This window comes from Spiribacter vilamensis (genome assembly GCF_004217415.1).
Lineage (GTDB): Bacteria > Pseudomonadota > Gammaproteobacteria > Nitrococcales > Nitrococcaceae > Spiribacter > Spiribacter vilamensis.
The window spans coordinates 214,780-238,956 of the sequence record NZ_SHLI01000001.1; the positions used below are offsets into that span (position 1 = coordinate 214,780).

Below are 24,177 nucleotides of genomic sequence, written 5' to 3' on the forward strand. Positions count from 1 at the left end.
CCGCGCGGCAATCGACGCTGCCACGGTTGGCCACAACGCCCTTCGCCGGATCGTGATGAATGATCCGGACCACGGTGTTCGGCAGGCGGCCGTGGGTCGGCTCCATGATCTGGTGATCCTCCGATCGGTTCTCGAGCGCGATCGCGACGCCTCGGTGCGCGAGGCGGCTCGCGCACGTTACCGCCAGCTGCTGGCGGGCGGTGACATGCTCGATATCGGTTATCGCCGGGCCGCACTCCAGGCCTGTTCCGATCACCAGATCATCGCGCATGTCGCGCGCAGCGCCCGGGAGCCATGCCTGCGTCACCTGGCGATCGGGCGTATTCGCGAACCACGCCTGCTCGATGAGATCCGTCAACACGATATCGACGCAACGGTGCGGGCCGCGGCCGACGAGCGCCTAGCCGTCGAAACCCAGCGTCTCGAGCGTTGAGACACCGTTGTCGATGCGCAGGACGCTGCCCTGCTCGAACCAGTCGCCAAGCACGACGCGGGTGCCCGGGTGATCGTCGACTGTCAGTTGGTGGATGGCGGGGCGGTGTGTATGACCATGGATCAGGTGTCGCACGCCCCAGTCCCTCAGGCGCTGGTCGACGGTGTCGGCGTTGACGTCCATGATCCGCGCGGTCTTCCCCGCCATGGCCTCGCCGCTGCGGCGGCGGAGATCCCGGGCCTGTTCGATGCGCCGGTCAACGGGCTGGGCGAGGAACGTTCTCTGCCAGTCTTGATCCCGGACCTGCCGGCGGAAGGCCTGGTAGGCGACATCGTCGGTGCAGAGGGCATCGCCATGCTCGAGCAGCACCGCCTCGCCGTCTATCGCCACAACCGTGGGTTCGGCCAGCAATTGAGCCTGTGCGGCCCGGCAGAAATCCGTGCCGATGAGGAAATCGCGATTGCCATGCATGAGATAGACCGGCGTGCCCCGGGCACTGAGTGTTGCCAGTGCGGGCGCCACGGGGTCGTCGGACGGCCGGGCATCGTCACCGACCCAGGCCTCGAAGAGATCGCCCAGGATGAACAGCGCCGCGGCCTCGGCGGCCGTGGTTTCGAGAAATCGCAGAAAGGCGCGGGTCGCCGCCGGACGGTCGGTATCCAGATGCAGGTCGGCAATGAACAGGACGGGTGATTCAGCGGTGTCAAAACGCATGCGCTCCATCCGGGCAAGATGACGTTGCCGACGGCTGCATGCAAGCGGTGGTTCCATTACCATTGAGAAGATGAACGATAAGGTCGTCCGCACACGTTTCGCGCCAAGCCCCTCGGGTCGGCTGCATATCGGCAATCTCCGCACGGCGCTCTTCAATCGGCTGCTGGCACGACACCACCAGGGTGTTTTTATGCTGCGGGTCGAGGATAGTGACGCGGCACGAAGCGACGCCACCGCGATCGACGGGTTGCAGTCGGATCTGCGCTGGCTCGGGCTTGCGTGGGACGCCGGTCCGGGCATCGACGACCCCGAGGACTGGCAGCAGTCCCGGCGGGCAGCGCTCCATGCCGATGCGGCGGAGCGGTTGCGTACCGCTGATGCGGCCTATCCCTGTTTCTGCTCCATCGAGCGCCTGGCGGCACTGCGGGATCGACAACAGCGTGCCGGTGAACCGCCGCGTTACGATGGCCGCTGCGCCGGCATCGATCCGGCGGAGGCGGCGCGGCGGGTCGCGGCCGGCGAACCATCGGTGTTGCGCCTGCGTATGCCGGCGGACGGGGTAATCGGGTTCACCGATCGGTTGCGGGGTGAGCAGTCATTTCCGGCCGCGGATCTGGATGATCCGGTCATCCAGCGCGCCGACGGCAGCCCGGCCTTCCTCTTTGCCAACGCGCTGGATGATGCGCTGATGGGAATTACCCATGTGCTCCGTGGCGAGGATCACCTCTCCAACACACCCCGTCAGCTCGTACTTCTTGAACGACTCGGGCTGGACGCACCCTGCTACGGGCATCTTTCGCTGGTGGTGGATGAACGGGATGCGCCGCTGTCGAAGCGCCGGGGTGCACCGGGCATCGATGACCTGCGGGATCGTGGGGTGCTCCCGGAGGCGATCTGCAACTATCTGGCCCGCCTCGGCAACCCCGTCCCCGACGAGACGCTGCAAACGCTCGATCAGCTTGCAGCGGGCTTTGACGTCTCCCGGCTGAGTCGGCGTCCCGCCCGCTTTGACGAGCGCCAGTTGCGACACTGGCAATCCCTGGCCATGGCCCGGGCTCCACTCGAGACACTGCGGCCGGCCCTGCAGGCGAGCTGCATCCCGCATGAACTGATCCCGGCGTTCATCGCCCTGGTACAGCCCAATCTCCAGTCGGCCGGCGAGCTCAACGACTGGGCCGTGCGGCTGTTCGACGATCGGGACGTTATGACCGACGCCACCCGGGCGCGGGCCACCGAGGTGGGGCCAGAGTTTTTCGAGACCGTCCTGACGATGCTCGAGTCGGCGGATACCAGCGACTGGAAAGCGCTTCGTGCGCAGCTGGAGGAGGCGACCGGCCGCCGTGGCGGGGCCCTCATGAAGCCCCTGCGCCAGGTCCTGACCGGCCTCGATCACGGGCCGGCGCTCGGCGCCATTATTCACATCATGCCGGCGGCGATCCGTCGGCTGCGTTTACAGCGGGCGGCGGCCGTCGCCTCGGGAGCCGGTTCGGATGCTTGAGATCCATGACAGCCTGAGCGCACGGAAGTCTGCCTTCGTGCCCATCGATCCGCCGCGCGTCAATCTCTACGTCTGCGGCATGACAGTCTATGACTACTGTCACCTCGGACATGCCCGCGCAATGGTCGTCTTCGATATGGTCGTGCGCTATCTGCGCTTCAGCGGCTACGACGTTCGCTACGTCCGTAACATCACCGACATTGATGACAAGATCATCGCCCGTGCTGCTGCCCTGGGTGAATCGATCGATGCGCTGACGCCGCGCTTCATCGACGCGATGCACGAGGACGCCGATGCGCTGGGCTGCGAACGCCCGGACGAAGAGCCCTGTGCAACGGCGCACATCGATCAAATCATTGCCATGATCGAGCGGCTCATCGAGCGTGGCTATGCGTACCAGTCGGCGGGTGATGTCTATTATGCGGTGGGTCGTTTCCCCGAGTATGGCCGCCTCTCCGGCAAACGCCTCGAGGATTTGCGCGCGGGTGCCCGTGTCGATGCCGCGGAGGAGAAACGGGACCCGGCCGACTTTGCCCTCTGGAAGGCCGCCCGGCCCGACGAGCCGAGCTGGGATGCCCCCTGGGGGCGGGGGCGTCCGGGATGGCACATCGAGTGCTCGGCGATGTCGACGCACTGTCTGGGCAACCAGTTCGATATCCATGGCGGCGGCATTGATCTGAAATTCCCGCACCATGAAAACGAGATCGCCCAGTCGGAGGCCGCCACCGGCGAGCATTTCGTCAACTACTGGATGCACAACGGTCATGTCCGGATCGACGACGAGAAAATGGCGAAGTCGCTGGGGAATTTCACAACGGTCCGCGATGTGCTCGCGCGGCACGATGCGGAGACGGTGCGCCAGTTCCTGCTCTCGAGCCACTACCGCAGTCCGCTGAATTATACGGCCGACGCCCTGCTGCAGGCGCGCAGCGGCATGGAGCGCCTCTATACCGCGCTGCGGGGACTTCCCGGGGCGCGTTCGGAGGACACCGACAGCCAGTCGTTCCGGGATCGGTTTCAGTCGGCGATGGATGACGACTTCAATACACCGTTGGCAATGGCGGTTCTCTTCGACCTGGCGCGGTCGATCAACCGGGCCCGCGAGGCCGATGACGAGGACCGGGCGGATGGGCTTGGTACCACGCTGCGCGAACTCGGTCGGGTCCTGGGGCTGCTCAACCAAGTGCCGGCGGAGTACCTCCAGGGCGGCGCGACGGCGGACGATGCCAGTGCGGAGCGCATCCGGGAAAGGATAGCCGAGCGGGCCGCCGCCCGGGCGGCACGGGATTTCGCGCGGGCGGATGCGATCCGCGATGCGCTGCTGGCCGAGGGCATCGTGCTCGAGGACAAGCCCGATGGCACCGTCTGGCGTCGCGACGGAGGGTGACTTCCGGCGCTATCCGGCTAGTTTTCCATCCCCGCCGGTCGATTCCGGGGATAGACGCGACGTTCCAGCCTTGCCACCTTCACGCGGTTTTCCTCTGCCTGGAGAACGGTGACCGGGTGGCCGTCGATAAGCAGGCTGATGCCGGGTTCGGGAATGGTTTCGAGATGCTCGAGGATCAGCCCGTTCAGGGTCTTTGGCCCTTCCGCCGGCAACTCCCAGCCCAGTAGACGTTTCAGCTCCCGCACACTGGCACTGCCGGCGGCGAGGTAGCTGCCGTCGGATTGACGGTGTATGTCGCGGATCGCCTCGGCAGGGTCGGTGGTGAACTCGCCCACGATTTCCTCGAGGATGTCCTCCAGGGTAACCAGGCCATGGAACTCGCCGTACTCGTCCACGATCAGGCCGATCCGGCGCCGCTCCGCCTGGAAGTTCAGCATCTGCTGGTGCAGTGGCGTTCCTTCGGGGATGAAATACGGATCGCGCACATGCTCGAGAAGGCGCTCCCGGGTCAGGGCGCCATCAAGCATGGCGGTGAGTACGCGGCGGATATGAAGCACGCCCCGAATCGTATCCACGCCGCCGTCGAAGACCGGTAATCGCGTGTACTCCGAGCCGGCGATCTGCTCGGTGATCCGACCCCAGTCATCGTTAAGGTCGATGCCGACCACCTCGTTGCGCGGCACCATGATGTCGTCGACCGTCGCCTGGTCCAGGTCGAGGATGCCAAGCAGCATGCGCTGGTGGCGACGCGGGATCATGGCCCCGGTCTCATTGACCACGGTTCGGAGCTCTTCGCGACTGAGGGCCGTCTGACCGCCTTCGGTGGGGCTGACGCCCAGAATACGCAGCAGCGTGTTGGCGACCATATTGGTAAGCCACACGAGCGGGTAGAGGAGTTTGAGCAGTGGTCCGAGGACGATGGCCGCGGGGAAGGCCACGCGTTCCGGCCGCAGCGCCGCCAGCGTTTTCGGCGCCACCTCTGCGAAGATCAGGATGGTCAGCGTAAGGAGTCCGGTTGCCGCTGCCAGCGCCCCCTGTCCTCCCAGCCGAAGGGCGATAAGCGTTGCGATTGAAGAGGCGGCGATGTTGACGAAGTTGTTGCCCAGAAGAATGATCCCGATCAGTCGATCCGGGCGTGCCAGTAGCCGTTCCGCCCGCTGCGCCCCTCGATGGCCCTGGCGGGACAGGTGGCGCAGTCGGTAGCGGTTGAGGGTCATCAACGCGGTTTCCGAACTTGAAAACGCGCCGGAAAGGACGATGAGCACGCCCAGCATTCCGAACAGGAAGGGGAGGGGGATAACGTCCAAGGTTTTTTTACGCCGCCTTACCGAGGATCAGTTCAAGTACGATTTTGCTGCCGAAGTAGGCGACTGCCAGCAGCGCAAAGCCCCACAGTGTCCAGCGGATCGCGGTGCGCCCCCGCCACCCGGCGAGACTGCGGCCCACCAGCAGTCCTGCGAAAACAAGCCACCCGGTCATCGAAATGACGGTCTTGTGGACGAGATCCTGCGCGAACAGGTTGTCGACGAACAGCCATCCGCTGATGAGTGCGACGGACAGCATGACAAAACCACTCGCGACGAGCTGGAAAAGCAGGGCCTCCATGCCCTGGAGCGGCGGGAGGAACCCGAGAATGGGGCCCGCCCGACGTCGCCGCAGAGCGCCCTCCTGCCATGCGAGGAGCAGTGCCTGGGCACTGGCGAGTCCGAGAATGGCGTACGCCACCACCGATGTGATGACGTGTATGTCGACGGAGGCCCCCACCGGCACCGTTGTCGCGGTGGGAACTCCGAGCGCCTGTGCCAGGATGAGAGCCAGGGCGGCGAACGGATAGACAACCAGTCCCAGACTATGGAGTGGCTGACGAACGGCGGCGACAACCAGCATCAGCGCCATCAGCCAGCCGAGCAGCGAAACCGCATTGAACAGTGACAGATCAATGCCGGCCGGCGTCCAGAGCGCAAACCATAGATGCGCGCCATGGATCAGTGCCGCTGCTGCCGCGAGGCCCAGCGCGAGTGGCTCGGCCCGCTGCATGGCAAGGCGTCCACGCAGTGCCGCGAGTAGCACCGCCACCGCGAGCGCGTAGAACGCGAACGCGATCCAGGTAGTCAGGGAAAGGATCATCTGCGCGCCGATTTCTGCCATTACGACCCGAAAGATCATCGCACAGAAAAACCCTGTCTTCGACCATCGGCGCGCGATGATCGGATCTGCGCTGATACAATTCCGGAAACTGAATGCAGGTGGCCGCGGAGGTCCCAACGGACATGTTTGATAATCTGAGTGATCGCCTCGAGGCGATTGGCAAGCGCATCAAGGGCAAGGGCCGACTCACCGAGGACAACATCCAGGAGACGCTGCGCGAGGTACGCATGGCGCTGCTGGAGGCGGACGTGGCTCTGCCGGTTGTCAAGACTTTCGTGGCCAATGTTCGCGAGCGGGCGCTTGGCACCGAGATCACCCGCAGCCTCTCCCCGGGGCAGGCTTTCGTCAAGATCGTGCACGACCAGCTTGTGCAGGTGATGGGCGAGCAGAATGATGCGCTCAACCTCAATACACGCCCACCGGCCGTCGTGATGGTTGCCGGCCTGCAGGGTTCGGGCAAGACCACCAGCATCGCGAAGCTCGGCCGTCTGCTGCGGGAACGTGAGAAGAAGAAGGTGCTGGCGGTCTCGGTCGACGTCTACCGGCCGGCGGCGATTGACCAGCTGCAACGTCTCAGCGATGAGGTGTCAATCGGCTTCCACCCCACCGACGCCAACGCCGATCCGGTGGCGGCGGTCCAGGCCGCCTACGATCAGGCGCGCACGGGATATTACGATGTATTGCTCGTAGACACTGCCGGGCGGATGCACATCGATGGCGAGATGATGGACGAGGTCCGCCGTGTGCACGAGGCGGTGAGCCCCATCGAAACCCTGTTCGTGGTCGACAGTATGACCGGTCAGGATGCTGCCAACACCGCGCGGGCATTCGACGAGGCGTTACCGTTGACGGGTGTCATTCTGACCAAGGCGGATGGCGACGCCCGTGGCGGCGCAGCGCTGTCGATCCGCGAGATCACCGGTAAACCCATCAAGTTCCTCGGCATCGGCGAGAAGACGGACGCGCTGGAGCCTTTCCATCCCGATCGTATGGCCTCACGCATTCTCGGCATGGGTGACGTGCTCTCTCTGGTCGAGGAGGCCGAACGCAAGGTTGACCGCCAGCAGGCGGAGCGCATGGCCGGCAAGCTGAAAAAGGGCAAGGGCTTCGACCTCGAAGACATGCGCAGCCAGCTACAACAGGTCACCCAGATGGGTGGCATGAACGGCGTCATGGAAAAGCTCCCCGGCATGGGCCAGCTGAGCGAGCAGGCCAGTCAGCAGATGGACGACAGCCAGATCCGGCGCCAGATAGCCATTATCAGCGCCATGACGCCCGGTGAGCGGCAGCGCCCGGATGTCATCAACGGCTCGCGTAAACGCCGTATCGCTCGCGGTTCCGGGCTGCAGGTCCAGGACATCAATCGTTTGCTCAAGCAGCACAAGCAAATGCAGAAAATGATGAAGCAGTTCAAGAACGGTGGCATGAAAAAAATGATGCGCCAGATGGGCGGTGGCAATGGTATGCCACCGGGTGGAGGAATGCCGCCCGGGGGTGGTCTGCCGCCGGGACTTGGCGGGCGCTGAACACCTAGGTAAACTGCGCGGTTTAATAGTCACCAGAACTGACTGGGAAATAATATGGTTACGATTCGTCTGGCGCGTGCTGGCGCCAAAAAGCGTCCTTTCTATCATGTCGTTGTTACCGACAGCCGGAACGGCCGCGATGGTAGTTTTATCGAGCGGCTCGGGTTCCTGAATCCGGTGGCCCGTGGACAGGAAATCTCCTACAAGCTGGATCTGGAGCGCGCCGAGCAGTGGATCTCGCAGGGTGCTCAGCCGTCCGAGCGTGCACGGCAGTTGATCCGCCAGGCACGCCGTGGAGCGGCCGAGGGTGCCGAGAGCGCCTGAACCGGCAACCGCACAGGCGGGCGTGGCGCTCAGTGACTCCCATGTCCTGATGGGAGAGATTGCCGGTGTCAGGGGCGTCAACGGTGAGTTGAAAGTGCACTCCTGGACGCGCCCACGCGAGAACATACTCGATTATCCGGTCTGGACCCTCCGCCGAGGCGATGAAGTTTGTGACTGGACGCTTGCTGACGGTGGATGGCGAGGCAAGAACCTTGTTGCGCGCTTCGATGGTATAGCCGATCGGGAGGCGGCGCGGGCACTGCTTGGAAGCCATGTCATGGTAGCGAGGGCATTGATGCCCGAAGCCGGCCCGGAGGCGTTTTACTGGTTCGAGCTCCAGGGGCTTGCGGTCGAAACACTCGGTGGCATTAATCTGGGTGTCGTGTCCGGACTGATCGAGACCGGTGCAAACGATGTGCTGGTGGTTCGCGGCGAGCGAGAGCGACTGATCCCCTATACGCCGGGTGTGCATGTGCAGTCGGTCGAGCTCGATGCCGGGCGGATGCGAGTGGACTGGGATCCGGAGTTCTGACGGGATGCGTTTCGATGTGATCACGCTGTTCCCCGGGATGGTGGAGTCCATGACCACGCATGGCGTCGTGGGCCGGGGCATCGAGAAGGGTTTCATCGAGCTGGTGACCTGGAACCCGCGGGATTTCAGCAATGATCGGCATGGTACGGTCGACGATCGGCCCTACGGGGGCGGACCGGGAATGGTGATGAAGGTCGAACCGCTTCGGGCGACGATTCGGGCCGCTCGTGAGGCGGCGGATCCAGCGCCGGTCATCTACCTGTCGCCTGATGGGCGGATGCTGAACGAATCGCGCGTGCAGGAGCTTGGCCGCTATGAGCGGGTGATCCTGCTCTGCGGGCGCTACGAGGGAATCGACGAGCGTCTTGTCGAGCTGGAAGTTGACGCGACGCTGTCCGTCGGTGATTACGTTGTCAGCGGTGGTGAGTTGCCGGCGATGATCGTCGTCGACGCAGTCTCGAGGCTGGTGCCGGGCGTGCTCGGTCATGCCGAGTCGGCTTCGCAGGATGCATTCGCAGACGGGCTCCTCGACTGCCCGCACTACACGCGACCGGAAGTGGTCGACGGGTTGAAGGTGCCGGCGGTGCTGCTCAGCGGCGACCACCAGGCGGTTGCCCGGTGGCGTCTGCAGCAGGCACTGGGGCGAACGCGGGAAAAGCGTCCTGACCTGCTTGAAAGGCGCGGGATGAGTGACAGTGAACACGCATTGCTCGAGGATTATCGGGCACTGCAATCGAATTAAAGACAAGGGGATGCAGGCATGACCAACATCATCGAAGAACTGGAGCGCGAAGAGGTCGAGAAAACCGGCCGCTCGCTTGATGACATCAACGCGGGCGATACCGTCCTCGTCAACGTGTGGGTTCGCGAGGGCAACCGCGAGCGCACCCAGCCCTTCGAGGGTGTAGTGATCGCGATGCGCAACCGTGGCGTCAACTCGTCGTTCACGCTGCGCAAGGTGTCCCATGGCGTGGGCGTAGAGCGGGTCTTCCAGCTCCACAGCCCTCTCATCGAGAGCATCAAGGTGAAACGCCGGGGTGACGTTCGCCGGGCCAAGCTCTACTTCCTGCGCGAGCGGCGTGGCAAGGCGGCGCGGATCAAGGAGAAGGTGCGCTCCAAGCGTCGTACCGCCTCCTGATCGGACACCGACCCGCCGATCAGTGCGGATTCTCGGCGTCGTTCATGCCCATCAGGTAGAGGACGCCATCCAGGCCGATCGTCGAGATGGCCTGGCGGGCGCTTCTCTGGACCAGAGGCTTGGCATGGAAGGCGATACCGAGGCCGGCGTTGCGCAACATGGGTAGGTCATTGGCGCCGTCGCCAACGGCAATGACCTGTGCAAGATCAATCTCCATGTCGCCGGCGAGGCGCTTGAGGAGCTCAGCCTTCCTTTCGGCGTCGACAATGCGGCCTGTCACTCGACCGGTGAGTCGACCGTTAGCGATTTCAAGCTGATTGGCGTAAACCGTGTCGAGGTTCAGCCGCGCCTGCAGGTAGCGCCCGAAAAATTCGAAGCCGCCGGAGATCACGGCGGTCCGATAACCGAGCATTTGCAGGGTCTTCAGCAGTCGCTCGGCACCTTCCGTGAGTGTCAACCGCTCGGCGACGCGCTCGAGGACGCTCTCCTCCAGCCCCTCTAACCAGGCAACGCGTTGGGTGAGGCTCTCGCGGAAATCGATTTCGCCGCGCATGGCCGCCGCGGTTATATCAGCCACCTTGTCACCTACTCCCGCCTCGCGTGCCAGCTCGTCGATAACCTCTTCGTGAATGAGGGTCGAGTCCATATCGAAGACCACGAGGCGCCGGTTGCGCCGGTAGAAGTTGTCTTGCTGGAAGGAAATATCGATGTCCATTTCCTGCGAAATGGACAGGAATTCCGCCTTCATTGCATCGGCATCATCGGGTTCACCCCGCAGGCTCAGCTCGAGGCAGGCGCGGCTCTCCGCGTGATCATCGTGGAGCGGGCTGCGAGCGGAAAGCCGGACGATATCCTCGATGTTGAGCCCGTGCTGCGTAGTGACGGTGGCGATACGCGCGATCTGACCGGCGGTAACCCGGCGGCCGAGCAGTGTCAGGACATAGGCCGGCTGACCCTCGCCTCGAACCCACTGTTGATACTCCGCCGGCGGTACGGGCTGGAAACGTACCCGCAGTTCGAGCTTGTGGGCCTCGTAGAGCAGGTCCTTGAGTACCGGTGCCGACGCCGTATCCCCCGAGAGCTTGATCAGTATGGCCAGCGCGAGATTCTCGTGGACCATCGCCTGGCTGATATCCAGCACCCGCACCTGGTAGTCGGTGAGTATCCCCATTAATGCCGCCGTGACGCCTGGCCGGTCGCTACCCGAAATGTTGACGAGGATAATTTCGCTGGCGGGTTCGGTATCGCTCATGGAATTCGCTCACTGAATAATCGTCGGAATATTGTAGGTGAAATTACAAAGGAGCCCATGCCCATGACTGACTCGACTGATCCGAAATCGACCGACTGGCGTGAGCGGCTGACGCCGGCCCAGTTCCGAGTGGCTCGCGAGGGCGGCACGGAGCCGCCGTTCAGTGGCGAGTACAACAATCTGAAGGCCGACGGCATGTTCCATTGTGTCTGTTGCGGGAAGCTGTTGTTCGATAGCCGGCAGAAATTCGACTCTGGCACTGGCTGGCCGAGCTTCTGGTCGCCGGCGAATGATGATGCCGTCGCCACCGAGAGCGACGGGAGCATGGGGATGCGTCGCACCGAGGTGCACTGCCCGGAATGCCAGGCGCATCTCGGCCACGTTTTCCCGGATGGTCCCGAGCCCACCGGGCTGCGTTACTGCATCAACTCCGTGTCGCTACGCTTTGAGGCTCGCGACGGCAATGATTGAGGCTTGTCGCCGTGCATCAAGCCTCGGTATAGTCGATTGGATAAGTTACTGATTTCAGGATTTCACCATGAACGAACCGGCTCCCCATCTCGACCCCGAGCAGACCGACCAGACGCCCCGGCACAAGTCGGGCCATCCTCGCGCCGGCGAGGCGATGAGTGGGGCCGAGATGGTCGTCGAGGTAATGGCGCAGGAGGGAGTCGATACCGTCTTCGGCTACAGCGGTGGTGCGATCCTGCCGACCTACGACGCCGTTTTCCGCTACAACGAGCGTGAGCGCACCGAGACGGACCGGGACCCGATGCAACTGGTGGTTCCCGCCAACGAGCAGGGCGCCGGCTTCATGGCGGCCGGTTATGCGCGCAGTACCGGTAAGGTCGGCTGCTTTCTGGTGACGTCGGGACCGGGGGCAACCAACACGGTAACGCCCATCCGTGACTGCATGGCCGATTCGGTGCCCGTGGTCGGGATCACGGGGCAGGTGGCGCGCGCCGCGATGGGTACCGACGCCTTCCAGGAGGCTCCCATCGTCAACATCATGGGGAACTGCGCGAAGCATGTCTTTCTGGTCACCCGTCCGGAACAGCTCGAGGAGACTATCCGCACGGCATTCGAGGTAGCGCGCTCCGGCAGGCCGGGGCCGGTTGTCGTCGACCTGCCGAAAGACGTTCAGAACTGGGTCGGAGAGTTCAAGGGCGATGGTCTGCTGGGAATCCGCGGCTATCGCCAGCGGATGGAATCACTGCGTCAGACACCCCTTGCCGAGGCCAAGGCCCGACAGTTCTTCGAGATGCTCGGGCAGTCACGTCGGCCGCTCTTGTATGTGGGTGGCGGCGCAATCCATGGTGAGGGTAGCGCGGCACTGACGGCTCTCGCCCACGAGTACGGGATCCCCAGCGTGAGCACCCTGATGGGGCTGGGAGCCGTCGATACTACCGATGATCTGCATCTTCACATGCTCGGCATGCATGGGACGGCCTACGCCAACTACGCGGTGGAAGACTGCGATTTCATCATTGCCGTTGGGTCCCGATTCGATGACCGTGTCGCGGCGAAAGCGGAGCTGTTCGCTCCGAACGCGGAGAATATCGCGCATATCGATATCGACGCCGCCGAGATCGGTAAGGTCAAAAAGGTCACCTGGTCGCATGTCGGCGAGGCGGGCAGCACGCTCCACCAGCTCCTTGAACACGGACGCAGCATGGGCTTCAGTGCCGATTACGACGCCTGGGGCGAGCATTGCCGGACGCTGCGGGAGCGTCATCCGATGGATTTCAAGCGGGACGGCGAGCTCATCCAGCCGCAGGCGGTGATGCGGGCGCTGAATGACCTGACCGGGGGCAATGCGATCATCACCACCGGTGTCGGCCAGCATCAGATGTGGGCGGCGCAGTACCTGGATTACTGTCGCCCGCGACTATGGCTGACGTCCGGCTCCATGGGCACCATGGGGTTCGGGCTGCCGGCAGCGATTGGCGCCCAGTTCGCCAATCCCGGTGAGTTGGTGATCGACATCGATGGCGACGGCAGTCTGCGCATGAATCTCGGCGAGATGGAGACGGTGACGACCTATGGTCTGCCGGTGAAGATCCTGCTACTCAACAATGTCGGCGATGGCATGGTGCGGCAGTGGCAAAAACTCTACTTCGGCGACCGTTTTTCGGGGAGTGACAAGTCCCTGCACCGCAAGAACTTTATCAAGGCGGCCGAGGCCGATGGCTTCGAGTTTGCCCGCAGTGTTTCCGATCCTGCCGAGATGGCCACTACGCTTGAGGCGTTTATCCAGTTCGATGGTCCGGCCTTCCTTGAGGTGGGCGTCGACCCCGATACATCGGTCTATCCGATGGTTGGTCCGGGGATGGGCTACAAGCAGATGGTGACCGGTGAGTACATTCCTGGCCGGGAAATCCCGGAGATCGGCCGCCACGGACGGGTTAATCCCAGCGAGGCCTTCTGACCGCCGTTGAAAAAGGGGGCGCCCGCCCCCACTACGCGGTCAGGTTCGGGACAAAACGGAAACAGGAATGAGTAACGAAGAGAAAGCCGCGGAAACCTACGAATTTCAGGCCGAGGTCCGGCAGCTGCTGGATCTGATGATCCACTCCCTCTACAGCAACCGCGAGATATTCCTCAGGGAGCTCGTTTCCAACGCTGCGGATGCCGCCGACCGGCTGCGCTTCGAGGCACTGCAGGACAAGACACTGCTCGAGGACGATCCGGATCCGCGGGTGTCGATCGCGGTCGACAACGACGCGCGCACGGTGACGATCAGTGACAACGGCATCGGTATGAACCGTGCGGATGTCATCGACAACCTCGGCACCATCGCGCGCTCCGGGACCCGACGCTTTCTCGACGCGATGACCGGCGACCAGAAACAGGATGCCCAGCTTATCGGGCAGTTCGGCGTCGGGTTCTATTCCGCTTTCATCGTTGCCGATCAGGTGACCGTGCATACCCGCCGCGCCGGCGAAGCGGCTGACCAGGGTGTTCTCTGGCGCTCGGACGGGAAGGGGGAGTTCAGCCTCGAATCACTCCCGCGCGATCGGCGAGGCACGGCGGTCACTCTCCACCTGGCCGAAGGTCAGGATGAGTTCCTCGATCGCAATCGGCTGCGCCAGATCGTGCGTCGCTACTCCGATCACATCGCGTTGCCCATCGAGCTCGAAAACGAGCAGGGCGAGATGGAAACGGCCAACCAGGCGTCCGCGATGTGGATGCGGCCCAAATCCGAGATTACCGACGAAGAGTATCGCCAGTTCTATCAGCAGCTCAGTTACGATCCGGAGCCGCCACTGGAGTGGATTCACAATAAGGTGGAGGGCAATCAGTCCTACACCTCGCTGCTGTTCATACCGGCCCAGCGACCGTTTGATCTCTTCGAGCCGGACTCCAGTCAGGGCCTGCGTCTCTACGTGCGTCGCGTGTTCATCATGGAAGACCGGGACAGCCGCCTTCTGCCCCGTTATCTGCGCTTCGTGCGCGGACTGGTCGACTCGGACGACCTGCCGCTCAACGTCTCGCGGGAACTGCTGCAGCACAACAAGCTGGTTGATCGCATTCGGGGCGCCTCGGTCAAGCGCGTGCTCGATACCCTTGAGCGCATGGCGCGGGATGACAACGATCGCTACGCGCGTTTCTGGGAGGCATTCGGGACCGTACTCAAGGAAGGTCCCGTGGAAGATCCCGCCAACGCCGAGAAAGTCGCCGGTCTGCTGCGCTTTCATTCGACCCATGGCGACGGTGGCTCGAGTGTCGGCCTTTCCGACTATGTCGGCCGCATGCACGAGGGGCAGAAGGCGATCTATTACCTGACCGGCGAGAGCCTGGCAGCGGTACGCAACAGCCCGCATCTGGAGGTATTCCGCCAGCGCAACATCGAGGTGCTTCTGCTCGCGGAGCCGGTGGACGAGTGGCTGGTCGCCCACCTCACGGAATTCAATGGTACCCCGCTGCAGAGCGTGGCAAAGGGCGATCTGGAAATCGACGAGCTCGGCGGTGCCGATGATGAGACTCCGAAACAGCCGGAGACGAGCGAATCGGTCGAAGCGCTTATCGCCCGCATTGGTGAGGCGCTGGGAGACCGGGTTTCGGCGGTTCGCGCCAGTAGCCGACTGACCGACTCGCCGGCCTGTATTGTCGTGGGTGACCACGAGTTCGGACTGAACATGCAGCGTATGCTCAAGGCCGCCGGCCACGAACTCCCGCAGCAGCCGCCGGTACTGGAGATCAACCCGCAGCATTCGATCATCCAGCGCCTGGCCGAAGACGGAAACGCGCCGCTCGATGAGTGGGCTTCATTGCTCCTCGAGCAGTCAATGCTCATGGACGGGGGGCGTCTGGAAGATCCGGCGAGCTTCGTCCGGCGCATGAACCGGTTGCTCGACTGATGGCGGTGACCGAACGCTCCGGAGCGGCCTTTGAACTCAAGGGTCGTATGACCACCCTGACCGTACTGCGGGTGCTGACACCGGATCCAGCGGCACTGTTCCTGCAGCTTGACGCACGACTCGCACAGGCGCCGGATTTCTTCGACGGCATGCCGCTGGTGCTGGTGCCGGCTGACGGCATCAAGATCGACCCCGATGCCCTGACGAAACTGGTGGCCGGCCTTCGTGACCGGCACCTGTTGCCTGTGGCCGCTGCCGGGATGAAGGCACAGGAGGCGGCGACGGCCGGACTGGGGGTCATCAGCAACCTCGATGAACCGCGCACGGAGGCCGCGGAAGCGATACCGAGTGAACGCCGCGAGCGGCCAGCGCCAACGGCTACCGGCGCGGCGCGACTGGTAAGCCAGCCGGTGCGCTCCGGCCAGCAGGTGTACGCCCGGGGCGGCGATCTGATCGTCACTGCGCCGGTCAGTGCCGGTGCAGAACTGATGGCCGATGGCCATATTCATGTCTACGATACATTGCGTGGACGGGCGCTGGCAGGTGTGCAGGGCGACGAGAATGCGCGTATCTTTTGTCGATCGTTGCAGGCGGAACTGGTAGCGGTCGCCGGGCACTATCGGCTGAGTGACCAGATCAACGCCGAACTCCGTGACGCCCCGGCCATGGTCTGGCTGCGCGACGGAGAGCTGGAACTCAACGCGCTCTGATAATCGGGAGGTGACTGTGGCGCGAATCGTGGTTGTGACATCGGGCAAGGGGGGCGTTGGTAAGACGACCACCAGTGCTGCATTCGGGGCGGGACTCGCCCGAGCGGGCTATAAAACGGTCGTCGTCGACTTCGACGTGGGGCTACGCAACCTTGACCTCATTATGGGCTGTGAGCGGCGGGTCGTTTACGATTTCGTCAATGTGATCAATGGCGAGGCCAATCTCAACCAGGCCCTGATCCGCGACAAGCGGGTTACTGGGCTCGAGATCCTCCCGGCTTCCCAGACCCGCGACAAGGACGCGCTGACATTTGAGGGGGTCCAGTCGGTCCTCGAGACGCTTGCAAGCACCCATGACTATGTCATTTGTGACTCCCCGGCAGGCATCGAGCGCGGCGCCCATCTGGCAATGTACTTCGCCGATGATGCCCTCGTGGTCACCAATCCCGAGGTGTCATCGGTCCGCGACTCCGACCGGGTGCTGGGGCTCCTGTCCAGCAAGACGCGTCGCGCGGAGCAGGGAGACGATCCCGTCAGGGAGCATCTGGTGGTTACCCGCTATGCCCCATCGCGCGTGGGCAAAGGCGAGATGCTTAGTATCGAGGACGTTTGCGAGATCCTGTCGATCGATCTGCTCGGCGTTGTCCCCGAGTCCACCGCGGTGCTTAACGCCTCGAACGCTGGTGTGCCGGTGATCATGGAAGAGAAAACGGACGCCGGACAGGCCTACGCGGATATCGTCGCGCGTTATCTCGGTGAAGAGCGTGATCAGCGTTTTCTGACCGAGAAGAAGAGCCTGTTCGGTCGGCTGTTCAAGGGCTAACGCAATGGCTTTCCTGGACTATTTCCGCTCAGAGAAGAAACGCAGTGCCTCCGTCGCGAAGGAGCGACTGCAAGTGATCGTGGCCCGCGAGCGGGGTAACCGCGGCGGTCCGGATTATCTCCCGGCCCTCCAGCAGGAAATCCTGGAGGTTATTCGTCGCTACATCGAAGTCGAGGACGACGCGGTGCGGATCGAAGTGGATCGCGAGGGGGACTGCGAAGTACTGGAGTTGAACGTAACCCTGCCCGACAGCGAATAGGCGGGCGTTCGGCGACCGCTCAGGTCTCGCTCTGGGCGGTCACATCCACTTTCATCTGTAACTCCTGTCCGGGTTGCAGATAGGTGCCGGGACTCAGCTCGTTCCATCGTCTCAGGTCACCGACGCTGACATTGAACTGGCGCGCGATCCTGTATAGGGAATCACCCTGCCGTACGGAATAGGTCACCGACTGCAAACGACTTGACGCGGCAATACTGCTGGCGTCGCGGGACCGGGTCCACACGACCAACTGCTCACCCACTTTGAGCGTGTCCCCGGGGGCCATGCCGTTCCAGCTCGCCAGTTCCCGCACCCCCACATTGAAACGCCTGGCGATGCCCCAGAGGCTGTCGCCGGATCGGACCGCGTAGCGCCGCCGCTCGCCATCTCCCCGGCTGCGGTCGCGGGTGGCCTGTCGACGCGCGCCCGCGGTCATCGCATACTCACCGCTCGGGCGGCTGGCGATCGGTACGAGCAGGTGATCGCCTCGACGGATCGTGTCGCCGTCGAGCTGGTTCGCATCGCGGAGGGACGCTACCGTTGTGTGATATTCGTCGGCAATGCCTCCCAGGGTGTCGCCCCGACCGATTCGGTGCCGTTGCCAGCGCATCCACGCGGTTTCGGGTGTGCCCTCCAGTGCCTGCCGGAATCGGGGTGCGTGGTCTTTTGGCAGGAGTAGACGATGAGGCCCGGATGGTGGCGTGGCCCAGCGGTTGTAGCCCGGGTTGAGCTGATAGAGGGTCTCCATATCGATATTGGCCAGTTCGGCCGCCAGTGCGAGATCGATCTGGCGGTCAAGGTCAACGGCGATCACCACCGGGTCGTTCGGGATCGGTTCCAGCTCGACGCCATGCGCCGACGGATTCGCCACCAGCTCACTGATTGCCAGCAGCCGTGGGACGTAGTTCATGGTCTCGCGGGGCAGGTCAAGCGACCAGTAATCGGTCGGGCGGCCGGCCTGGCGATTACGCTCGATCGCCCGCAGTACTGTGCCTTCTCCGGCGTTGTAAGCGGCGGTGGCGAGGAGCCAGTCACCCTCGAACATCTCGCCGAGGTAGCTGAGATAGGTTACCGCTGCGGCGGTGGCGGCGAGTACATCGCGCCGGCCGTCATACCACCAGTTCTGCGCCAGGCCGTAATGCCGACCGGTGGCAGGGACGAATTGCCAGATGCCGGCCGCACTGCCGTGGGAATAGGCGAATGGCCGGAATGCACTCTCGATAATCGGCAGCAGTGCCAGCTCCAGCGGCATATCGCGGGACTCGAGTGTCTCGACGATATGATAGAGATAAGGACGGGCGCGCTGCGACACCCGCCGCCAGTAGTCGCCATAGGTGGCGTAGTCGGCCAGCTGGCGGCGCACACGCTGATTGTCGTGGTCGGGGATGGCGTATCCACGCCGGATCCGTTCCCAGACATCGGTCGCCGTTTCCGCCGTGTCCCCGGCGGCATCAGCATCGCTCGCGTCATGTGGCGATCCCGGGCCGGTCATGGGGTGTGCGGCGGCGCCGGCCGGGGATCCGCCGGAAGACGCCGCCTTGTCGGCGCCGGGAGATGTCGTTTGCTCGGAGACACCGGCGCAGCCGGCGATTAGAAAGACCGTCAGTAGCGGTCCAAAGCAGTAGCGGTTCAAGGGAGGGTCCTCAGAAGTGATCTTTCCAGTCGCGGAGGATGGCGAAGACATCTGCCGGGCCCTCGGGAACGCGTCCCGCGCGCTCGGTCGCATGCCGTACGACCGCCGCGCTGTCCCAGCGCAGGAATGGATTGGTGGCACGCTCCTCGCCGATCGTGGAGGGCACCGTAATGGCACCGCGCCGACGCTGTTCACGCACACGCTCCAGGCGTGCCTGCAGCGCCTCGTTCTCGGGCTCGGCGGCGACAGCGAATTCGAGGTTTGCCTGCGTGTACTCGTGCCCGCAATAGACAGCAGTGTCTGCGGGCAGGTCGCGTAACGTGGCGAGATAGCCCTGCATGGGCGCTGGCGTGCCCTCGAACATGCGGCCACAGCCGCCCGCGAAAAGCGCATCGCCGGCGAAAAGCACGCCATCGCCCCGATAGGCGATATGGTCCAGGGTATGTCCGGGGACCGCGAGCACTTCCAGCGGCATATCTATCCCGTCAGGCACAAGCCGGTCGCCGGCCCGAAGCGGGTGGGTAAGACAGGGGATGTTACTGTCCGCCGGTCCGTAGACCGGTATAGCGTCCGCCAGAAGCCCCTCAACGCCGGCAACATGATCGCCATGGTGATGCGTGATCAGGATCGCGCTCAATTGCAGCCCGAGGCTTTCGAGTGCGCGGGCCACCGGCGCCGTGTCGCCGGGATCGACAACGATCGCTCCGGAAGACTGTGACTCGTGGATGAGCCACGTATAATTGTCCTTGAGAACGGGGATTGGGGTAATTTCAATCATTGCCGCATGCTACCCCGACCGAACAATCGCCTCAATTGGCAATCTCCGGTCAACCGCAGGGAGGAGTCATCAATGCGTGCGCTGCATGAATGGTTTGCCACCCCGGCGGGGCAGGATCTCGCCGAACGTGAATCGCGGTTGCTGACACGGCGCCTGGCCGGATTGTACGCCCGGCGCGTCCTCCAGATCGGGGCCTACGGGGGCGGTGTCAGTCCGGCGGTATTCGGTAACGTCCGTCAGTGGGTGATGGACGACTTGCCGGGTGGGCCGATCGACCTGGAGGCGGACAGTCGAGTGATTCCGCTGGCATCGAGCAGCGTCGATGTGGTTATCCTGATCCACCAGCTGGAATTCAGTGGCGCTCCCCACCAGATCATCCGCGAGTCCGCCCGCGTCCTCGCGCCGGAGGGGCATCTCATGGTGCTGGGGTTCAACCCCTACAGCCTGTGGGGGCTGCGCCGCGTTATGTCGAGTAATGCCCGGACGCCGCCATGGTCGGGGCGTTATCTTGCCGCCCGACGCGTTGCCGACTGGATGATGTTGCTGGGTATGGTGCCCCGGCGACCGGAGGGGCTGGCCGCTCTCCCGCCACCGCTGAGTCGCTGGTGGTTGCAGCGTCATCCCGACACGAACCATCGCCGGGAAGCGCTGGGGGCAGGCCTCAACTGGATGGGTGGCGTCAACCTGGTGATTGGCCAGAAGCGCGTCAATGGATCGGTGGATGCGCCCCGTCAGTGGCGACGCCGGTTTGAAATCATCCCCGGCGGTCTGACGCAGGCCGGTGCCGGGGCCACTCGAAATCGAAGGGAGAGCTGGCATGACGCCGGTTGAGATTTTCACGGACGGCGCCTGTCGGGGGAATCCCGGGGCAGGTGGCTGGGGTGTTCTGATCCGCTGGGACGGGGTAGAGAAGACCCTGCACGGTGGTGAGCGGGAGACCACGAACAACCGCATGGAGCTCATGGCGGCTATTCAGGCCCTGGAGGCACTCGGTCGGCCATCGTCGGTGGATCTCACGACCGATTCCCAGTATGTACGCAAGGGCATTACGGAGTGGATCGATGCCTGGAAGCGTCGTGGCTGGAAGACTGCCAGTCGCCAGCCGGTCAAGAATCGTGACCTGTGGGAGCGTCTGGATACGCTTTCGCAGCGTCATGAGATACGCTGGCACTGGGTGCGTGGCCACACCGGGCACGACGGTAATGAACGCGTCGATGATCTCGCCAACCAGGGGATCGACGAACTGGAAAGGGCGGCGGATTGATGCGCCAGATCATTCTGGATACGGAAACCACCGGCCTCGAGCCGGAAAACGGTCACCGGATCATCGAGATCGGTTGCTACGAGGTCGAGCAGCGCCGGCCTACCGGGCGCCGCTTTCACGAATACATCAACCCCGACCGGGCGGTCGATCCCGAGGCGGTCGAAGTGCACGGGATTACCGATCGGTTCCTGATGGACAAGCCTCGTTTTGCGGACATCGCGCGGTCCTTTCTCGATTTCGTGGCCGACGCCGAGCTGATTATCCATAACGCGCTCTTCGATGTCGGCTTCCTCGACAGCGAACTGGGCCGGCTCGGTACCGACTGGGGCCGAATAGCGGATCATTGCCGGGTGACCGACAGCCTGACGCTGGCCCGCCGGCGTCACCCCGGCCAGCGCAACAGCCTCGATGCCCTGTGCCGTCGCTATGCGATCGATAATAGCGGTCGCTCGCTCCACGGCGCCCTGCTCGACGCCGAGATCCTCGCCGAGGTGTACCTGGCAATGACCGGGGGGCAGGTGACCCTGCACCTTGGCGCCCGGGAGGAGGATGGCCCCGCGCAACGGATCGAGAGCGACCAGCCAGTCAGCGCCGACCGCCCACGGCTACGGGTCGTCGAGCCCACCGCGGCGGAAATCGCCGCCCATGCGTCATGGCTCGATCAGCTCGACCGCGAAAGCGACGGACGCTGCGTCTGGCGGGCACTGGACGGGGAGGCTCGAGGATGACGCGCCGGATGCTCCGGGCACCGATCGCCGCGGTGACGTTCGACCTCGATTTCACGCTCTGGGACCTGGACGGCGTGCTTCCGCATGCCGAGGCGGTCTGCCAGGGGTTGCTCGAGCAGCATTATCCGGCCGTTACCCAACACTTCGACGTTGCCGGAATGCGTGAACTGCGTAACCGGATCGCCGCCGAGCGCCCCGAGCTCGCGCATGATGTAACGGCACTGCGCCGCGCCGGCCTGCGTCGCGCCGGCGAGCAGGCGGGGTACGCCGGCGATGCGCTTGAGGCGCTGGTAGAGGAGGCCTTCGAGGTTTTCCTCGAGGCCCGTCACGCGGTCAGGCTCTACCCCGATACGCTGCCGATGCTGCGGGCCCTCCAGGGCCGTGTCGCGGTGGGTGCCATCACCAACGGCAACGCCGAGATCGCCCGCATCGGGCTGGACGGGTATTTCGATTTCGCGCTCTCGGCAGTCGAGCTGGGTGCGGCCAAGCCCTCGCACCTGGTCTTCGATACGGCGGCAGGCCGGGCCGGCGTCCCGGCCGGGCAGATCGTTCATGTCGGTGACGATGTCCATAGCGACGTCTACGGCGCAGCGGAGAATGGTATGCAGGCGGTCTGGCTCAATCGGGACAACGCGGTCTGGCCGGAGGATGTACCCCGTGTGTCGCACACTCCGGTGTCTACGCTGGCGGAGCTCGAGGGCATGTTGCTCGGGCTGATTCGGGAGTCGATTTAATGACGGAGGCTGTCCCCGGGTTCGGGTTGATCGTAATCGGTGATGAGCTGCTGTCCGGCAAGCGCATGGACAAGCATTTTCCCCACCTGCTGGGGCTGCTGGCGGAGCGAGGTCTCGAGCTGCGCTGGGTGAGAATGATCAGCGACGAGCCGGCACTGATTACCCGTACGCTGGAGGAAACACTGGCGAGTGGTGACGTCGTGTTCAGCTGTGGAGGTATCGGGGCGACTCCCGACGATCGGACGCGTCAGTGCGCAGCCGCGGCACTCGGCCGATCATTGAGCTTCCATCCCGAGGGGGTCGCGATACTCGAGGAGCGCTTTGGCCGACCGGTTGAGCCTGCGCATCGACTCCAGCTGGTGGAATTCCCCGAGGGGGCGGATCTGATCCCCAACCCGGTCAACCAGGTGCCGGGGTTCAGCGCTGCTCATCACCATTTCATGCCGGGCTTTCCGAGTATGGCCTGGCCGATGATGGCCTGGGTGCTCGACCACCACTATGCGCATTTTCAGGACGCCGAGCGGCTGGCGGAACAGGCTATCGCCGTCGACGGTGCCCGCGAGAGCGACATGATCCCGTTGCTCGAGCGCTTTGAGCATGACTACCCCGATCTGCGTCTGTCCTGCTTGCCGACGCTGCGTGGCGAGGGCTTCTCCCTGGAGCTGGGGCTCCGGGGTGCCCCGGCGGCGGTGGAAAAGGCCATGGACGCGCTGCGCGAGGCCGTCGCAGCGATGGGCTTCGAGTGGCGAGTGGTAGCGGTCGATGGTTCCGGCGGCGACTGAGCGGTCGCTCCGCGGCTGGCAGCGTCACGCTCTCCAGACCCTGGTGATCGTGATACTGATGGTGATCGCGCCACTGGTAGGTGTGGCGATCGTTAACGGCGATCCGGGGGCGTATCTGCGCTTTCCGCCGCGCCCCCTCGAGCCTGCGCCCGGCAGTTTCGTACCGGTCGCCTTTGCGCTCTACGCGATCCTGATCGTTGGTACCCTGCTGCCGTTCATCATCCGGATCCTGCGGGCCAATGCCCGGCACCGGGTCCGGGCACCGTCGTCACCGTCATCGTCGCGATTACCGTTTCCGCGCTGGGGATGGGTTTCGCTGATCGTGCTTGGCGTCTTCTGGGTGATCGCCTGGGTCCCCGTTCCGGGGCTGGAGATGGTGCGTCGACTCAGTTTTACGCCGCTATGGGTGGCTTATGTCGGTGTGGTCAGCGCCTGGATCCAGCACCGCGGTGGTCGGGTGCTGCTCATCGAGCAGCCATGGCGATTCCTTGCGCTTTTCCCGGCCAGCGCGCTGTTCTGGTATCTCTTCGAGTACCTCAACCAGTTCACCGGCAACTGGATCTATATCGGTACGGGTGTGGCCGAGCACGATGCCCTGAACTGGTTCCTGCGCTCAGCGCTGCCGTTCAGCACCGTGCTGCCGGCGGTGCTGGTTACCCGGGATCTGTTCGCGACCTGGCCGTCGCTCTCCCGCGGCCTGGACCAATTCATCCGGCTGCGGCCAGCGCGGCCGGAAGGCACCGCCAAAGCGGTGCTGGTGGCCGGCGTGCTCGGACTGGTGGCTATCGCCCTGCGGCCCGATTCATTTTATGCCCTGGTCTGGGTCGCGCCTCCGTTGCTGATCGTGGCTATCCAGGGGGCGTTTGGCGAGCGTCATCTTTTCAGTGGCGTCGCATCGGGAAACTGGCGTGACCCCTGGCTCGCCGTGCTCGCTGCGCTGTTCTGCGGTTTCTGCTGGGAGCTCTGGAATATCTTCAGCCTGGCTCGCTGGACGTACCACATCCCCAATGCCCAGATCCTGCACGTCTTCGAGATGCCGCTGCTAGGGTATGCCGGCTATCTGCCGTTCGGGCTGACCTGTGTCGTGGCGGCGCAGTTGCTGACCGGAACCGATCCGCGCGCCCGAACGCACTGAAGCCCAGGCAAGGGAGGT

Annotated in this window: 26 protein-coding genes; 20 read left to right on the plus strand and 6 right to left on the minus strand. The window is 63.9% G+C overall.

Features of this window, described 5'->3' with window-relative positions:
* Positions 1–55 precede the first annotated feature (55 nt).
* On the plus strand, positions 56–433 hold the full coding sequence (locus EV698_RS01170) for a hypothetical protein (protein ID WP_130502348.1): 378 nt from the start codon (positions 56–58) through the stop codon (positions 431–433).
* Here EV698_RS01170 and EV698_RS01175 read toward each other — a convergent pair.
* Entirely contained in the window at positions 401–1,147 is a 747-nt protein-coding gene (locus EV698_RS01175; RefSeq protein ID WP_239016167.1) for a UDP-2,3-diacylglucosamine diphosphatase, read from the minus strand. The two genes, EV698_RS01170 and EV698_RS01175, sit on opposite strands and share 33 nt — an antisense overlap.
* Positions 1,148–1,217: 70 nt before the next feature.
* On the opposite strand from EV698_RS01175, the gene gltX reads away from it, so the two are divergent.
* Both gltX and cysS read left to right on the plus strand, forming a co-directional pair.
* The gene (gene gltX, locus EV698_RS01180) at positions 1,218–2,645 is read left to right on the plus strand and encodes a glutamate--tRNA ligase (protein WP_130502350.1); all 1,428 of its coding nucleotides are present in this window, start codon (positions 1,218–1,220) and stop codon (positions 2,643–2,645) included.
* Positions 2,638–4,032 carry a cysteine--tRNA ligase gene (gene cysS / locus EV698_RS01185; protein ID WP_130502351.1) on the plus strand — a complete coding sequence of 465 codons (1,395 nt, stop codon included), beginning with the start codon at positions 2,638–2,640 and terminating at the stop codon, positions 4,030–4,032. The genes gltX and cysS overlap by 8 nt, the downstream gene beginning before the upstream one ends.
* A 17-nt stretch (positions 4,033–4,049) precedes the next feature.
* On the opposite strand, the gene EV698_RS01190 is transcribed toward cysS, so the two are convergent.
* The gene (locus EV698_RS01190) at positions 4,050–5,339 is read right to left on the minus strand and encodes an HlyC/CorC family transporter (protein WP_165385679.1); all 1,290 of its coding nucleotides are present in this window, start codon (positions 5,337–5,339) and stop codon (positions 4,050–4,052) included.
* A gap of 7 nt (positions 5,340–5,346) precedes the next feature.
* Positions 5,347–6,180 (minus strand): cytochrome C assembly family protein, encoded by an 834-nt coding sequence (locus EV698_RS01195; protein WP_239016168.1) that lies wholly within the window; start codon positions 6,178–6,180, stop codon positions 5,347–5,349.
* A gap of 122 nt (positions 6,181–6,302) precedes the next feature.
* On the opposite strand from EV698_RS01195, the gene ffh reads away from it, so the two are divergent.
* The 5 genes from ffh to rplS are packed head-to-tail and all read left to right on the plus strand — an operon-like array spanning position 6,303 to position 9,700.
* Entirely contained in the window at positions 6,303–7,706 is a 1,404-nt protein-coding gene (ffh, locus tag EV698_RS01200) for a signal recognition particle protein (RefSeq protein ID WP_130502352.1), read from the plus strand.
* 54 nt (positions 7,707–7,760) lie between these two features.
* A complete protein-coding gene (gene rpsP, locus EV698_RS01205) occupies positions 7,761–8,030 on the plus strand; it encodes a 30S ribosomal protein S16 (protein WP_130502353.1) in 270 nt (89 codons plus the stop codon).
* Positions 8,014–8,562, plus strand: coding sequence for a ribosome maturation factor RimM (rimM, locus tag EV698_RS01210; protein ID WP_239016169.1), 549 nt, complete (start codon positions 8,014–8,016; stop codon positions 8,560–8,562). The genes rpsP and rimM overlap by 17 nt, the downstream gene beginning before the upstream one ends.
* A 4-nt stretch (positions 8,563–8,566) precedes the next feature.
* Positions 8,567–9,304, plus strand: a complete 738-nt coding sequence (gene trmD / locus EV698_RS01215) for a tRNA (guanosine(37)-N1)-methyltransferase TrmD (RefSeq protein WP_130502354.1) — start codon at positions 8,567–8,569, stop codon at positions 9,302–9,304.
* A gap of 18 nt (positions 9,305–9,322) precedes the next feature.
* Entirely contained in the window at positions 9,323–9,700 is a 378-nt protein-coding gene (gene rplS / locus EV698_RS01220) for a 50S ribosomal protein L19 (RefSeq protein WP_130502355.1), read from the plus strand.
* A gap of 19 nt (positions 9,701–9,719) precedes the next feature.
* On the opposite strand, the gene serB is transcribed toward rplS, so the two are convergent.
* Positions 9,720–10,952, minus strand: coding sequence for a phosphoserine phosphatase SerB (gene serB, locus EV698_RS01225; RefSeq protein WP_130502356.1), 1,233 nt, complete (start codon positions 10,950–10,952; stop codon positions 9,720–9,722).
* A 63-nt stretch (positions 10,953–11,015) separates the two neighbouring features.
* Here serB and msrB point away from each other — a divergent pair, with 63 nt between their 5' ends.
* The 6 genes from msrB (at position 11,016) to minE (ending at position 17,105) form a co-directional block, all read left to right on the plus strand.
* The gene (gene msrB / locus EV698_RS01230; RefSeq protein WP_130502357.1) at positions 11,016–11,423 is read left to right on the plus strand and encodes a peptide-methionine (R)-S-oxide reductase MsrB; all 408 of its coding nucleotides are present in this window, start codon (positions 11,016–11,018) and stop codon (positions 11,421–11,423) included.
* A 67-nt stretch (positions 11,424–11,490) separates the two neighbouring features.
* Positions 11,491–13,380, plus strand: a complete 1,890-nt coding sequence (gene ilvB / locus EV698_RS01235) for a biosynthetic-type acetolactate synthase large subunit (RefSeq protein ID WP_130502358.1) — start codon at positions 11,491–11,493, stop codon at positions 13,378–13,380.
* A 67-nt stretch (positions 13,381–13,447) separates the two neighbouring features.
* Complete coding sequence (gene htpG, locus EV698_RS01240; RefSeq protein ID WP_130502359.1) at positions 13,448–15,313, plus strand: molecular chaperone HtpG; 1,866 nt, start codon at positions 13,448–13,450, stop codon at positions 15,311–15,313.
* Positions 15,313–16,023 carry a septum site-determining protein MinC gene (minC, locus tag EV698_RS01245; protein ID WP_130502360.1) on the plus strand — a complete coding sequence of 237 codons (711 nt, stop codon included), beginning with the start codon at positions 15,313–15,315 and terminating at the stop codon, positions 16,021–16,023. The genes htpG and minC overlap by 1 nt, the downstream gene beginning before the upstream one ends.
* A 16-nt stretch (positions 16,024–16,039) precedes the next feature.
* Positions 16,040–16,846, plus strand: coding sequence for a septum site-determining protein MinD (minD, locus tag EV698_RS01250; RefSeq protein ID WP_130502361.1), 807 nt, complete (start codon positions 16,040–16,042; stop codon positions 16,844–16,846).
* Positions 16,847–16,850: 4 nt separating this feature from the next.
* On the plus strand, positions 16,851–17,105 hold the full coding sequence (gene minE / locus EV698_RS01255) for a cell division topological specificity factor MinE (RefSeq protein WP_130502362.1): 255 nt from the start codon (positions 16,851–16,853) through the stop codon (positions 17,103–17,105).
* A gap of 19 nt (positions 17,106–17,124) precedes the next feature.
* On the opposite strand, the gene EV698_RS01260 is transcribed toward minE, so the two are convergent.
* Positions 17,125–18,738 (minus strand): LysM peptidoglycan-binding domain-containing protein, encoded by a 1,614-nt coding sequence (locus tag EV698_RS01260; protein ID WP_239016170.1) that lies wholly within the window; start codon positions 18,736–18,738, stop codon positions 17,125–17,127.
* 10 nt (positions 18,739–18,748) lie between these two features.
* Positions 18,749–19,516 (minus strand): hydroxyacylglutathione hydrolase, encoded by a 768-nt coding sequence (gloB, locus tag EV698_RS01265; protein ID WP_130502363.1) that lies wholly within the window; start codon positions 19,514–19,516, stop codon positions 18,749–18,751.
* A gap of 72 nt (positions 19,517–19,588) precedes the next feature.
* Between gloB and EV698_RS01270 the strand changes: the two genes are divergently transcribed.
* From EV698_RS01270 to EV698_RS01295, 6 genes are read left to right on the plus strand one after another with little or no spacing between them, the layout of a single operon-like run.
* Positions 19,589–20,347 carry a class I SAM-dependent methyltransferase gene (locus tag EV698_RS01270; protein WP_130502364.1) on the plus strand — a complete coding sequence of 253 codons (759 nt, stop codon included), beginning with the start codon at positions 19,589–19,591 and terminating at the stop codon, positions 20,345–20,347.
* Complete coding sequence (gene rnhA / locus EV698_RS01275; RefSeq protein ID WP_130502365.1) at positions 20,334–20,780, plus strand: ribonuclease HI; 447 nt, start codon at positions 20,334–20,336, stop codon at positions 20,778–20,780. The genes EV698_RS01270 and rnhA overlap by 14 nt, the downstream gene beginning before the upstream one ends.
* Positions 20,780–21,508 (plus strand): DNA polymerase III subunit epsilon, encoded by a 729-nt coding sequence (gene dnaQ / locus EV698_RS01280; protein ID WP_130502366.1) that lies wholly within the window; start codon positions 20,780–20,782, stop codon positions 21,506–21,508. Before rnhA ends, dnaQ begins: the two co-directional genes overlap by 1 nt.
* Positions 21,505–22,242, plus strand: a complete 738-nt coding sequence (locus EV698_RS01285; RefSeq protein WP_130502367.1) for an HAD-IA family hydrolase — start codon at positions 21,505–21,507, stop codon at positions 22,240–22,242. Before dnaQ ends, EV698_RS01285 begins: the two co-directional genes overlap by 4 nt.
* Positions 22,242–23,024, plus strand: a complete 783-nt coding sequence (locus EV698_RS01290; RefSeq protein ID WP_130502368.1) for a competence/damage-inducible protein A — start codon at positions 22,242–22,244, stop codon at positions 23,022–23,024. Before EV698_RS01285 ends, EV698_RS01290 begins: the two co-directional genes overlap by 1 nt.
* Positions 23,005–24,159: a hypothetical protein gene (locus EV698_RS01295; RefSeq protein ID WP_130502369.1), complete on the plus strand. Its 1,155-nt coding sequence runs from the start codon at positions 23,005–23,007 to the stop codon at positions 24,157–24,159. Before EV698_RS01290 ends, EV698_RS01295 begins: the two co-directional genes overlap by 20 nt.
* Positions 24,160–24,177 lie beyond the last annotated feature (18 nt).

Excerpts from the sequence above, each read along its gene's own strand:
- htpG (WP_130502359.1), top strand. The coding sequence starts at position 13,448 with ATGAGTAACGAAGAGAAAGCCGCGGAAACCTACGAATTTCAGGCCGAG.
- rplS (WP_130502355.1), top strand. The coding sequence starts at position 9,323 with ATGACCAACATCATCGAAGAACTGGAGCGCGAAGAGGTCGAGAAAACC.
- trmD (WP_130502354.1), top strand. The coding sequence starts at position 8,567 with ATGCGTTTCGATGTGATCACGCTGTTCCCCGGGATGGTGGAGTCCATG.
- minE (WP_130502362.1), top strand. The coding sequence starts at position 16,851 with ATGGCTTTCCTGGACTATTTCCGCTCAGAGAAGAAACGCAGTGCCTCC.
- EV698_RS01175 (WP_239016167.1), bottom strand. The coding sequence starts at position 1,147 with ATGCGTTTTGACACCGCTGAATCACCCGTCCTGTTCATTGCCGACCTG.
- ilvB (WP_130502358.1), top strand. The coding sequence starts at position 11,491 with ATGAACGAACCGGCTCCCCATCTCGACCCCGAGCAGACCGACCAGACG.
- msrB (WP_130502357.1), top strand. The coding sequence starts at position 11,016 with ATGACTGACTCGACTGATCCGAAATCGACCGACTGGCGTGAGCGGCTG.
- EV698_RS01295 (WP_130502369.1), top strand. The coding sequence starts at position 23,005 with ATGGTTCCGGCGGCGACTGAGCGGTCGCTCCGCGGCTGGCAGCGTCAC.
- EV698_RS01270 (WP_130502364.1), top strand. The coding sequence starts at position 19,589 with ATGCGTGCGCTGCATGAATGGTTTGCCACCCCGGCGGGGCAGGATCTC.
- rpsP (WP_130502353.1), top strand. The coding sequence starts at position 7,761 with ATGGTTACGATTCGTCTGGCGCGTGCTGGCGCCAAAAAGCGTCCTTTC.
- EV698_RS01195 (WP_239016168.1), bottom strand. The coding sequence starts at position 6,180 with ATGGCAGAAATCGGCGCGCAGATGATCCTTTCCCTGACTACCTGGATC.
- cysS (WP_130502351.1), top strand. The coding sequence starts at position 2,638 with ATGCTTGAGATCCATGACAGCCTGAGCGCACGGAAGTCTGCCTTCGTG.
- rnhA (WP_130502365.1), top strand. The coding sequence starts at position 20,334 with ATGACGCCGGTTGAGATTTTCACGGACGGCGCCTGTCGGGGGAATCCC.
- minC (WP_130502360.1), top strand. The coding sequence starts at position 15,313 with ATGGCGGTGACCGAACGCTCCGGAGCGGCCTTTGAACTCAAGGGTCGT.
- gltX (WP_130502350.1), top strand. The coding sequence starts at position 1,218 with ATGAACGATAAGGTCGTCCGCACACGTTTCGCGCCAAGCCCCTCGGGT.
- ffh (WP_130502352.1), top strand. The coding sequence starts at position 6,303 with ATGTTTGATAATCTGAGTGATCGCCTCGAGGCGATTGGCAAGCGCATC.
- dnaQ (WP_130502366.1), top strand. The coding sequence starts at position 20,780 with ATGCGCCAGATCATTCTGGATACGGAAACCACCGGCCTCGAGCCGGAA.
- EV698_RS01285 (WP_130502367.1), top strand. The coding sequence starts at position 21,505 with ATGACGCGCCGGATGCTCCGGGCACCGATCGCCGCGGTGACGTTCGAC.
- serB (WP_130502356.1), bottom strand. The coding sequence starts at position 10,952 with ATGAGCGATACCGAACCCGCCAGCGAAATTATCCTCGTCAACATTTCG.
- gloB (WP_130502363.1), bottom strand. The coding sequence starts at position 19,516 with ATGATTGAAATTACCCCAATCCCCGTTCTCAAGGACAATTATACGTGG.
- EV698_RS01290 (WP_130502368.1), top strand. The coding sequence starts at position 22,242 with ATGACGGAGGCTGTCCCCGGGTTCGGGTTGATCGTAATCGGTGATGAG.
- EV698_RS01170 (WP_130502348.1), top strand. The coding sequence starts at position 56 with ATGAATGATCCGGACCACGGTGTTCGGCAGGCGGCCGTGGGTCGGCTC.